This is a genomic window from Lutimonas saemankumensis, from assembly GCF_020171465.1.
In the GTDB taxonomy this organism is placed as follows: domain Bacteria; phylum Bacteroidota; class Bacteroidia; order Flavobacteriales; family Flavobacteriaceae; genus Lutimonas; species Lutimonas saemankumensis.
In genome coordinates, this window is sequence record NZ_JAIUZR010000005.1 from 486,785 (window position 1) to 498,944 (window position 12,160).

The following is a 12,160-nucleotide window of genomic DNA, read 5'->3' on the forward strand; positions in this document are numbered from 1 at the left end:
AATCAGTTTCACAACGCAACATGTCTAAAGTCAAGCAAACCTTGTACAACATCCTCAAAGGAAAGTTTTTGGTAGATGAGGATGCGAAAAAGAATTGGGGATTTATCATCTTTCTCACCTTTCTTGCATTGCTCATGATAACAAGTTCTCATCAGATAGACAAGAAGGTTCAAAAGATTTCCTCCCTGAACAAAGAAAAGCGTAAGCTTTATTCTGAGTTTGTAGCCACCCGTTCAGATCTTATGAAACTGAAAATGGAATCCAGTATTTCAAAAAGGCTGGAAGAAGAGGGGCTTTATGTTTCGCAGATTCCTCCTCAGAAAATCAAAGTTATAGTAAACAAGTAAGATGGCTGTTGAAAAGAAGCAAATACTAAATAAATTATACCTGTTGACCGGGTTTTTATTCTTGTTCGCTATGGCAATCATTTATAAGCTAATAGAAATCGAGCATTTTGAAGGGGATTTATACAGGGTAGAAGCCGAGCAGGGTACCGTAAAAACGTTTGAGATTGCGGCGAATCGAGGTAGTGTGTATACCTCAGATGGTAGCCTGCTTGCAACTTCGGTTTCAAGGTTTGACGTGAGAATGGATGCGGTTACCATATCTGACAATGATTTTGAAGCGGGGATAAAGGATTTGTCAGTCGCTTTGTCCGATATGCTGGGTAAATCGGCAGGATATTATGAAAACAAGATCAGAAAGGCACGTATCAACAAGAACAGATATCTTTTTATAACCAGAAATCTCAGTTATAATGATTATCAGCGCTTAAAAAAGTTTCCAATCTTTGAATTGGGTACCTATAGGGGAGGTCTGATCATTGAACAACGTACGGTGAGAGAACATCCTATTGGTAAAATTGCGGAACGTGCCGTTGGGTATGACGATTACCGCGGAAGAGTGGGTATTGAAGGTAGCTTTTATGAGTTTTTGAGAGGTAAAAAAGGGAAGCGGTTAAAACAAAAGATTGCGAAAGGCCAATGGAAGCCTTTGAATGATAATAATGAAATTGAACCTATCGACGGTAAAGACATCATAACAACCCTGGATCTTAAAATTCAGGATGTTGCACATCATGCACTTTTAGGGCAGTTAGAGAAGTTCGAGGCAGACCACGGTTCCGTTGTTGTTATGGAGACCAAGACAGGGGAAATCAAAGCTATTTCCAATCTGGGGCGAACGTCCAAAGGGACTTATTTTGAGCAGCGTAACTATGCAATTTATGAATCACATGAGCCTGGATCTACCTTTAAATTAATGGGTATGGTGGTGGCTTTGGAAGATAAGGTCATTGACACTTCAGAAGTCATAGATACGGAAAAAGGAGTAATACGTTTTCACGGAAAGCCGGTAAGAGATTCTCATCATGGGGGGTATGGTGAAATATCCGCTGCAAGAGTCTTTGAGGTTTCATCAAATGTGGGTATCGTCAAGATAATCAATAGCCACTATGGTGAAAATCCACAAAAATTTATTCAGGGTCTTGAGAGAATGAATGTCGGTCAGAAGATCGGCCTCCCTATAAAAGGTGAAGGAGAGCCTAAAATTCCGAATCCCAAGGATAAAGAGACCTGGAATGGTTTGTCACTTCCCTGGATGGCCTATGGTTATGGCGTGTCTTTCACCCCTCTGCAAACCTTGACTTTTTATAATGCAATCGCTAATAACGGTGAGATGGTCAAACCACGTTTCGTTAAGGAGATCAGGGATCAGAGTAATGTGGTGACAAAATTTGAAAAGGAAATCATACATCCTCAGGTATGTTCTCAGGAAACCATAGATAAGGTAAAGGAAATGATGCTAAATGTTGTCAAAAGGGGAACAGCCGACAATATTTACGATCCAAGCTTTTCCATGGCAGGAAAAACAGGAACCTGTCAGACTGAATACTGGACAGATGATACCAAATACATTTCTTCATTCGTGGGGTATTTCCCGGCAGATGAACCTAAATATTCATGTATTGTAGTTATTCATAAACCCAATAAGAAGAAAGGGTACTACGGAAATGTTGTAGCCGCTCCTGTTTTTGAAAGAATCGCCAGAAAAATCTATACCGACACTCCAATAGAAAAGGAAGTTTCATTTGCAAATGAGCTTGTTTCTGTTGATCAGGCCTATGACGGTTACTATGCCAAGGCTAATGAAAATTTTACAAAAATGCCTGATGTTAGGAATATGCCCGGAATGGATGCAGTTTCCTTATTAGAGAATATGGGTTTAAAGGTCCGAATTTCGGGAATAGGGAAGGTGAAATCACAATCGATCAAGGCCGGTTCAGAATTAAAAAAGGGTGAAATCATAAGACTGGAATTATCATAGGTTGAAGAAATTAAGAGACATATTATACGGGGTTTCGGTAGAATCAGTAAGCGGTTCTACGGATGTAATGGTAAGTGCTCTTGAGTTCGATTCCAGAAAGATCAGCGCTGATTCAGTTTTTGTCGCTCAAAAAGGGCTTCAATTTGACGGCCATCAATTTATTGAAAATGCCATTCAGGATGGGGCCAAAGTTGTCATATGTCAGCAGTTCCCCGACAGGATGAATGATCAGGTGACCTATGTCAAAGTTAAGGACAGTGATGAAGCCTTGGCGATTCTGGCAGCGAATTTCTATGACAACCCTTCTGAGGAACTCACTTTGGTTGGCGTTACAGGAACGAATGGAAAAACTACAATCGCCACGCTGCTTGCCGAGCAATTTAAGAAAGCGGGTTATAAAAGCGGTTTGATTTCTACCATAAAAATCGTGGTAGGTGAAAAGGAAGTTGATGCGACACATACTACTCCGGATTCCCTCACTATTAACAGATTTTTGAGGGAAATGGCTGATCAGGGAGTAAGTCACTGCTTTATGGAGGTGAGTTCACATGGTATCCATCAGAAAAGGACGGCCGGGTTAAACTTTAAAGGTGGAATTTTCACGAATTTGACCCATGACCATTTGGACTATCATAAAACCTTTGCGGAATACAGAGATGTTAAAAAATCATTCTTTGATCATCTTTCTCCGCAGTCATTTGCTCTTGTAAATATTGATGATAAGAACGGTCAGGTCATGCTGCAAAATACAAGGGCAAAGAAATTTTCATATGCTTTGAAGACCGAAGCTGATTACAAAGCGAGGATCATAGAAAATCAGTTTAACGGACTTCTTTTGAACATTGACGGACAGGAGGTCTGGACCAAATTAATCGGATCATTCAATGCGTATAACCTTTTGGCAATTTATGCCTGTTCTGACCTTATCGGCATGGATAGATATGAAAACCTAAGGGTTTTGAGCGAGCTTGAGAACGTATCGGGCCGTTTTCAGCACGCCATATCCAAAGGAGGAATAAATGCAATTATCGATTATGCCCATACGCCAGATGCTCTTAAGAATGTTCTGGAAACCATTAATTCCATTCGAACTTTCAATGAGCAGGTGATCACGGTTGTTGGATGCGGCGGAGACAGAGACAGGGAGAAACGGCCTAAAATGGGAAACATCGCCTCAAGCTTAAGTAATCAGGTTGTGTTTACTTCAGATAATCCCAGAAGTGAAGATCCTGAACAGATATTAAAAGAAGTTGAAGCTGGTGTAAGGCCGGAGAATTATAAAAAAACGATAACCATAGTTGACAGAAAGCAAGCCATTAAAACCGCCTGTAAATTGGCGAATGAAGGAGATATCATATTGGTTGCGGGGAAAGGGCATGAAACATATCAGATCATCGGAAATGAAAAAACCGGGTTCGATGATTTTGTCATTACAAAGCAAATATTAACCGAACTGAACAAATAAAATCCCAGAATGCTATATTATTTATTTGAATTTTTAGATGAGAACACAAGCCTTCCGGGAACTGGACTGTTTCAGTATATTTCCTTCAGATCGGCTCTTGCCTTTGCTTTTTCACTTCTGATTTCAACAATTTACGGAAGAAAAATCATTGACAGGCTGAGAAGTTTACAGGTTGGAGAGTCTATCAGAGACCTCGGTCTTGAAGGGCAGGTTCAAAAACAAGGAACACCTACCATGGGTGGAGTCATCATTATTTTAGCCACGTTGATTCCGGTATTTCTCTTCGCAAGACTCGACAATATCTATATCATCATTTTGATAGTTACCACGGTTTGGATGGGAATTATCGGGTTTATCGATGATTATATAAAGGTGTTTAAAAAGAACAAAGAAGGGCTCAAAGGAAGATTTAAGATTGTGGGGCAAATTACCTTGGGGGCATTTGTAGGACTTATGTTATACTTTAACCCTGATGTTGTTGTCAAAGAAAAGTTGAGGCATGGTGAAGTTGTTATTAGTCAAGAGCTTACCATTTCTTCAAATCGATTTGGCGAAGCCGAAAAATCGACTAAAACCACGATTCCATTTGTTAAAAACAATGAATTTGATTACGCAAATCTACTGACCTGGATGGGTGACTGGGCCAAGGACTATGTCTGGCTGTTTTTTGTGGTCATCGTAATTTTTATAATTACGGCCGTTTCAAACGGAGCTAACTTAACGGATGGAATCGATGGACTGGCAGCAGGGAGTTCGGCCATTATCGTTTTAGCGCTGGCCATCTTTGCATGGGTTTCGGGTAATATCATTTTTGCCGATTACCTGAACGTAATGTATATACCGAACTCGGGTGAGATCACAATTTTCGTAAGTGCTTTTGTAGGAGGTCTGGTCGGTTTTCTTTGGTACAATACCTATCCTGCCCAGGTATTCATGGGGGATACAGGAAGTCTTACAATAGGTGCGGTAATCGCTGTAATTGCATTATCGGTGCGAAAGGAATTTCTGATTCCGATTCTCGCAGGAATATTTTTAGCCGAGAATCTGTCCGTGGTATTTCAGGTGTCGTATTTCAAGTATACAAGAAAGAAATCCGGTGTGGGAAAGCGAATCTTTTTGATGGCCCCTTTACACCATCATTATCAAAAACGTGGGTATCACGAAAGTAAAATAGTAACGAGGTTTTGGATCGTAGGGATATTACTGGCTGTAATATCGATTTTGACCCTCAAAGTAAGATAAACAAACTATAACAATAAAATAAATATACATGAGTATTTCATCTTTTGCCTTGCAAACCAATTTTAATGTTAAAAATGCTATGGCTTCAAGTACATTGTCTGACTTGATGAAGGTAAGAAAGGAAACGATCAGAAATTGCCTTTCTGATTTTGAGAATGAAGAACACAGGCTGGAAAAGGTGTTGACCATTAATGGATCGCAATACATCAATGATTCAAAGGCGCTAAATGTTAATGCTACCTATTACGCGCTGGAATCAATGGAGAATACCACAATCTGGATTGCGGGCGGAAATGATGATGCCAATGATTATGAAATACTTCTACCTCTGGTCAATGAAAAAGTGAGTGCCATTATATGCCTGGGGGAAAATAACGATAAGCTCATTGAAACTTTTGGGAACGTAGTGGACTTTATGATAGAAACCACTTGTATCAGGGATGCGGTAAAAATTGCTTATAAACTAAGCAAGGAAGGTGAGAGTATTCTTTTTTCACCGGCAGGTAAATGCGAGAGGGCAAACGAGAGTTTTGAAGACAGAGGGAATCGATTCAAGGAAGCTGTAAGACATCTTTAGGAAAATAGTAAAAATGAGTAAGTTTTTAGAAAATATTAAAGGAGATAAAACAATTTGGGCAATCATTGCTGTATTGGCCATATTTTCTTTCCTGCCTGTTTACAGCGCAAGTACGAATCTTGTATATGTAGCGGGTAAAGGAACGACTCTGGGATATTTATTAAAGCATGCTATTTTATTACTACTTGGTTTTGTGATTGTTTATACAACGCATAAAGTTCCCTACCGCTATTTTAGTGGGTTATCTGTTCTTATGCTACCCGTTGTAATTTTACTCTTGGTCTATACCCTGGCACAGGGTACTGTTATTGAAGGAGCAAATGCCAGCCGATGGATCAGTATACCTTTAATTGGGATAGGATTTCAGACCTCAACCCTTGCATCTGTCGTGGTCATGATCTATGTTGCCCGATATTTGGCAAGACATAAAGAAAAAGAGATCACTTTTAAAGAAAGTGTGCTTTATATGTGGTTGCCGGTTGGAGCCGTTTTGGCACTGATTTTACCAGCCAACTTCTCTACGACGGCCATAACATTTACTATGGTTATCATTTTGGTGTTTCTTGGTGGCTATCCAATAAAATACATCGTTTCTATTCTTGGTGTCGGACTTTTATGCTTTACCTTATTTATTTTAAGCGCAAGAGCGTTTCCCGATGCGATGAAGAACAGCAGGATTTCAACATGGTCTAGCAGGATAGAGAATTTTGTTTCCGGTGAATCTGAAGATAATTATCAGGCTGAAAAAGCAAAAATTGCAATAGCCTCTGGAGAAATTTATGGCAAAGGGCCAGGAAAGAGCGTTCAAAAGAATTTTCTTCCGCAGTCATCCTCCGATTTTATTTATGCCATTATTGGAGAGGAATTTGGATTGCTGGGGGCCATTTCAATAATTATGTTTTTCCTGGGTTTGTTGTTCAGAATTGTGATAATAGCAACAAAATCAACAACGATATTTGGCACTTTGCTATGTCTTGGAGTAGGATTGCCCATTATTTTTCAAGCTATGATCAACATGGCGGTTGCGGTTGGGTTATTTCCTGTAACGGGTCAGCCACTTCCCCTTATCAGTACCGGAGGAACTTCAATCTGGATGACCTGTTTCGCTATTGGAATCGTGTTAAGTGTAAGTGCTTCGGATCACAAAGTAATTGCCGCAAAACAAAAAGAGAAATTAGATAACCCTTTAGATATATTGCATGAAGCAGTCGGTTAACATATTGCTAAGCGGAGGAGGTACAGGAGGGCATATCTACCCTGCCATAGCCATTGCCAACGAACTCAAGGAAAGATACCCGGAATCGAATTTTTTGTTTGTGGGTGCCAAAGGTAGGATGGAAATGGAAAAAGTGCCTCAGTCCGGTTATGAAATAAAGGGTCTTAATATCACAGGCATTCAGAGGAGCCTGAGTCTAAAGAATCTGACTTTTCCGTTCAAGCTCTTATCAAGTCTGATCAATGCGAAAAAGATCATCAAAAAATTCAAACCCAATGTTGTAATTGGAACCGGAGGTTTTGCATCGGGGCCAACACTTTTTATGGCCAATCGAAAGAACATTCCTAGTTTGATACAGGAACAGAATTCTTATCCGGGAATCACAAACAGATTATTGGCAAAAAGAGTTCAAAGAATATGCGTTGCTTATGATGGTCTGGATCAATATTTTCCAAAGGATAAGCTAATAAAAACAGGAAATCCAGTGCGTCAGGATCTTCTGGAAATACATAAAAAGAAAAAGGAAGCAGTAGCTCATTTTAATCTCGACCCCGGAAAAATGACAATCGCCGTTTTGGGAGGTAGCCTGGGTGCAAGAGCCATAAACAAGGCTCTCGAAAAGCACATACAAGCAATTCTGAAAAATGATGTCCAGGTTATCTGGCAGTCAGGCAAACTGTATTATGACGAATACAAGAAGTTTAGCCAAATGGACGGGGTACAGGTTTGGGAGTATGTTCAAAAGATGGATCTGTTGTATGCAGCAGCTGATATACTGGTCAGCCGGGCCGGCGCCGGATCCATCTCTGAACTATGTATCGTGGGAAAGCCGGTCATATTGATTCCTTCGCCCAATGTTGCAGAAGATCATCAAACACAAAATGCCAAAGCAATCACGGATAAAAATGCCGGGATACTACTGGAAGAAAAGAATATTGACACCTTGCCTGAAGTGATCAGCTTATTGGTCAAAGATGATGATCAGAGAGGGGTTCTGGGAGAAAACATAAAAAAACTGGCCTTGCCAAACGCTACTAAGCGAATTGTGGATGAGGTTGATAAAATATTAAAATAGAATTATGTGCTAAATACTTTGGTAACTATGGCAACCCTCTTAATTAGTGAGGGGATTAATTAAGGGGTTGTTATAGTTTTTTAAAATGGTAGACAAAATGAAAAAATACGTTAACTTATTAAAATTCAGTGCACTAGGATTGATAATAGTGTTTTTGTATGGTTTTGCAGCACATAGAAATGCAAAGAAAACCAACGATTCGGTTGAAGTGATTTTTGAGAATGGTGAGAATCTTTTTATAAGTTATGAAACCGTTAATAAGTTGTTAATACAAAAATTGAAGGCTTATGATAATCAATCGAAAGAAAATATAAATTTGAATAATTTAGAAGGATTTTTACAGCGCAACGAAATGATTGAAAACGCTGAGATTTTTCTAACATTAAGTGGGGAATTAGGGGCAATAATTACACAAAGAACACCTGTTTTAAGAGTAGCAAATGAGACGGAAACCTATTATTACGATAAGTTAGGCACAAAAATGCCATTATCGGATAATTATTCTGCAAGGGTTCCTTTAACCACTGATACAATTACTGGAGATGGAGGGAAGGATATGATTGTTTTGTCTAATACCATCCGAAATGATGAGTTTTTAAGAAAACAAATCATTGGAATTGACCAGATTAATGGGAGTAAATCGAATCAGTTCGAATTAAAAACCCGGATTGGCGATCAGAAGATCATTTTTGGAGATTTGTCAAGAAAGGAAGAGAAAATTGCTAAACTGAAAGTTTTTTATCAAAAAATAATGTTGGATAGTACCATTTCAGACTATAAAACGATAAACTTAAAATTTTACAATCAAATCGTTTGTGAAAAATAAATATTATGGACAATAACAATATAGCAGTGGGATTAGACATCGGAACAACGAAGATAGTTGCGATGGTTGGCAGACAGGATGCTTATGGTAAGATAGAGGTTCTGGGAACAGGAAAGGCCAAAAGCCTTGGTGTTCACAGAGGCGTTGTCAATAATATCACTCAGACGATTCAATCCATTCAGCAGTCTGTTGACGAAGCTGAAAGTGCATCAGGTGAAAAAATAGGTACTGTAGTTGTTGGTATTGCGGGACAACACATCAGAAGCCTTCACCACAGTGATTATATAACCCGTCCCAATTCGGATAAAGTCATCGATGAGAATGATATTGAGCGACTGATCAATCAGGTTTATAAACTGGTCATGCTTCCCGGAGAGGAGATCATACATGTTTTGCCACAGGACTTTAAAGTGGATGGTCAGGCAGAGATTAAAACACCAATTGGAATGTACGGGGGTCGTCTTGAAGCGAACTTTCATGTAGTAGTAGGCCAGGTGTCTTCTATCAGAAACATCGGAAGATGTATTAAAAGTGCTGGTCTGCAGCTTGGTAATATCACTTTAGAGCCTTTGGCCTCGGCCGATGCCGTATTGAGCCAGGAGGAAAAGGAAGCTGGAGTTGCCCTGATCGATATTGGTGGAGGAACTACTGATCTCGCGATATTCAAGGATGGAATCATCAGGCACACTGCGGTCATTTCCTTTGGAGGAAATGTCATTACAGAAGACATAAAAGAAGGTTGTTCGATCATAGAAAAACAGGCAGAGCTCTTAAAGACCAAATTTGGTTCAGCATGGCCCGGAGAGAACAAAGACAACGAAATCGTATCAATACCAGGTCTAAGAGGAAGGGAACCCAAAGAAATCACATTAAAGAATTTATCAAAGATCATTCATGCCCGAGTGGTTGAAATTGTGGAACAGGTATTTCTTGAAATTAAAAATTACGGCCATGAAGAGAGCAAAAAGAAGCTGATTGCCGGAATTGTATTAACCGGAGGTGGTGCTCAGTTAAAACATATCAAGCAACTTGTTGAATACATAACCGGAATGGACACCCGAATTGGGTATCCCAACGAACATCTGGCAAGTAATTCAGACAGTGAGCTTTCAAGTCCTTTATACGCCACTGTAGTGGGATTGCTTATGAAAGGACTAAAGGATAACGAAAAGAAAAGTAAAACAACTCCTGAAATTGAAGAGGAATCTTATAAAAACATTTCAGATCAAAGTAAGGATGAACCTAAAAAGACCATTTTTGAAAAATGGGGAGAAAAGTTCAGAGATTTTTTAGACAACGCAGAATAACAATACAACCCGAATAATAAAAATTAAGTTATGAGTTTAGAATTTAGTAATTTATCTTTTGATTTACCGAAAAATCAATCCAATGTTATCAAGGTAATTGGAGTAGGAGGTGGCGGAAGTAATGCTATCAATCATATGTATAACAAAGGCATCAAGGGTGTGGACTTTGTGGTATGTAACACGGATGCACAAGCTTTGCAAAGCAGCCCTGTTCCTCACAAGATCCAGTTGGGTGCTACTTTGACAGAGGGATTGGGTGCAGGTGCTAACCCTGAAATAGGAGAGCAGTCTGCTATGGAAAGCATGGAAGATATCAAGAACATGCTCAATACAAAATCAAAGATGCTGTTCATAACTGTTGGAATGGGTGGAGGAACAGGTACCGGGGCAGCCCCGGTAATTGCCAAGATCGCACAGGAGCTCGATATACTTACCGTTGGAATCGTTACAATTCCATTTTCTTTCGAAGGAAAGATGAGAAATGAACAGGCTCAGAGAGGTATTGAAAAGCTGAGGGCCCATGTTGATTCTCTGGTTGTCATCAATAACAATAAATTAAGAGAGGTTTATGGAAATCTTGGTTTCAAGGCAGGATTTTCAAAGGCGGATGAAGTATTGTCCACGGCTGCAACAGGAATCGCAGAAGTAATCACGCATCACTATACCCAGAATATTGATTTGCGCGATGCTAAAACAGTATTGTCCAATAGTGGTACTGCTATCATGGGATCAGCTCAGGCGTCGGGATCCAACCGGGCTCAGAATGCAATAACCAAAGCCTTGCATTCTCCGCTGTTGAACGATAATAAGATTGAAGGATCCAAAAACGTTCTTTTATTGATCGTTTCAGGAACTTCAGAAGTTACCATAGATGAAATTGGAGAAATAAACGATTACATACAGTCAGAGGCCAAGACAAATGTTGACATTATTATGGGGGTTGGTGAAGACGAATCTCTGGGGGATGCCATTTCAGTAACAATCATTGCAACGGGTTTTAATCCGGAGCAGCAAAGTGAAATTTCTAAAATAGAATCTAAGAAAATAGTACATAAGCTGGTTGAAGAAAGAGAGATGAAGGTTTCGACCAAGACACCACCATCAACAACTATTCAAAACCCGGGCTCAACTTTAAAAGTTCCTCAAAAAAGTGCTGAACCACAGGTGACAAGGCATATTCTTCATGAAGAGGATTTTATTGAAGAAGAGATAAAACTAAAAAGTACTGAAAACGAGACAAAAGCACCAGAACCTGCCAGTAAAATACATCAACAGCCTGTTACTTTTGAACCGGTTCAGCCTGCTGTCAATTTAAACAAGGAGATCAATCCTGAAATACAGGATAAAAGAGAAATCGAAAAAATTCCGGTTCAATTTGAACAGGTAAAACCGGAAACGGATCAAACAGATTTTGAAATTACGAATGTGACTCCGCAACCGGAAGAAAAAGAAGCGATTCAGGAAGATAATGAAAATCAGTTTTCTTTCACTTTTGATTTACCAATCCAAAATGTAGAAAAGGAAGAGAAAAAAGTGATTACATCCCTGGAGGACATTAATATCAATGACATTGAGATTGTGGGACTTGAAGAGATCAAACCCGAACCCATGGCCCAGCCTGTTGAACCGGTTCCCGGAGAAGATATGATACGTCACACTCTTGAGGACGAATTTGCTGCTGAGATCAATACGTTGAAGAGTATATCCGAGAATGAAAAGAACGAGGATGAGGATATGCATTTTGAGTTGAAGGTAAAGAATGAGAATGTGACCGAGAACAAGGTGGAGGAGGTTATTGAAGATAAGGATATTTCTCCGATGAACCTCACTATTGCAGAGTTGAGAAACAGGGCAGAGATCAGGAGGAAGAAGATGAAGGATTTTAATTATAAGTTTATCAATAAATTGAATCATCATATAGATGAAATCGAAAGTGAGCCGGCTTATAAGAGGATGGGAGTAGATCTTGATGATGTGCCTGCTTCTTCCGAATCAGATAAGAATAAATCAAGAATGACCTTGGGAACGGATGATAATGATGAGATCCAACTGAGGTCGAACAATTCTTTTTTGCACGATAATGTTGATTAGTTTTTAGTTTTAGTTAGTGGGAAAGTCCGGAGTAAA

At 39.5% G+C, this 12,160-nt stretch carries 10 protein-coding genes; all 10 read left to right on the top strand.

Annotated features, from left to right (window positions below; all coding sequences use genetic code 11):
• Positions 1-20 precede the first annotated feature (20 nt).
• The 10 genes from LCM02_RS14120 to ftsZ all read left to right on the top strand — a co-directional run bounded on the left by LCM02_RS14120 (position 21) and on the right by ftsZ (position 12,124).
• Entirely contained in the window at positions 21-347 is a 327-nt protein-coding gene (locus LCM02_RS14120; RefSeq protein ID WP_224931412.1) for an FtsL-like putative cell division protein, read from the top strand.
• Position 348: 1 nt separating this feature from the next.
• On the top strand, positions 349-2,325 hold the full coding sequence (locus LCM02_RS14125; protein WP_224931414.1) for a penicillin-binding protein: 1,977 nt from the start codon (positions 349-351) through the stop codon (positions 2,323-2,325).
• Position 2,326: 1 nt separating this feature from the next.
• Positions 2,327-3,790 (top strand): UDP-N-acetylmuramoyl-L-alanyl-D-glutamate--2,6-diaminopimelate ligase, encoded by a 1,464-nt coding sequence (locus tag LCM02_RS14130; protein WP_224931416.1) that lies wholly within the window; start codon positions 2,327-2,329, stop codon positions 3,788-3,790.
• 9 nt (positions 3,791-3,799) lie between these two features.
• Complete coding sequence (gene mraY / locus LCM02_RS14135) at positions 3,800-5,032, top strand: phospho-N-acetylmuramoyl-pentapeptide-transferase (RefSeq protein WP_224931418.1); 1,233 nt, start codon at positions 3,800-3,802, stop codon at positions 5,030-5,032.
• Between the two features lie 28 nt (positions 5,033-5,060).
• Positions 5,061-5,609, top strand: coding sequence for a glutamate ligase domain-containing protein (locus LCM02_RS14140; protein ID WP_224931420.1), 549 nt, complete (start codon positions 5,061-5,063; stop codon positions 5,607-5,609).
• A gap of 13 nt (positions 5,610-5,622) precedes the next feature.
• Positions 5,623-6,825, top strand: coding sequence for an FtsW/RodA/SpoVE family cell cycle protein (locus tag LCM02_RS14145; protein WP_224931422.1), 1,203 nt, complete (start codon positions 5,623-5,625; stop codon positions 6,823-6,825).
• The gene (gene murG, locus LCM02_RS14150) at positions 6,809-7,900 is read left to right on the top strand and encodes an undecaprenyldiphospho-muramoylpentapeptide beta-N-acetylglucosaminyltransferase (RefSeq protein WP_224931424.1); all 1,092 of its coding nucleotides are present in this window, start codon (positions 6,809-6,811) and stop codon (positions 7,898-7,900) included. The genes LCM02_RS14145 and murG overlap by 17 nt, the downstream gene beginning before the upstream one ends.
• 97 nt (positions 7,901-7,997) lie before the next feature.
• On the top strand, positions 7,998-8,726 hold the full coding sequence (locus LCM02_RS14155; RefSeq protein WP_224931426.1) for a cell division protein FtsQ: 729 nt from the start codon (positions 7,998-8,000) through the stop codon (positions 8,724-8,726).
• Positions 8,727-8,731: 5 nt separating this feature from the next.
• On the top strand, positions 8,732-10,033 hold the full coding sequence (gene ftsA, locus LCM02_RS14160) for a cell division protein FtsA (protein ID WP_224931428.1): 1,302 nt from the start codon (positions 8,732-8,734) through the stop codon (positions 10,031-10,033).
• A gap of 30 nt (positions 10,034-10,063) precedes the next feature.
• On the top strand, positions 10,064-12,124 hold the full coding sequence (gene ftsZ / locus LCM02_RS14165; protein ID WP_224931430.1) for a cell division protein FtsZ: 2,061 nt from the start codon (positions 10,064-10,066) through the stop codon (positions 12,122-12,124).
• The last annotated feature ends 36 nt before the right edge of the window (positions 12,125-12,160 follow it).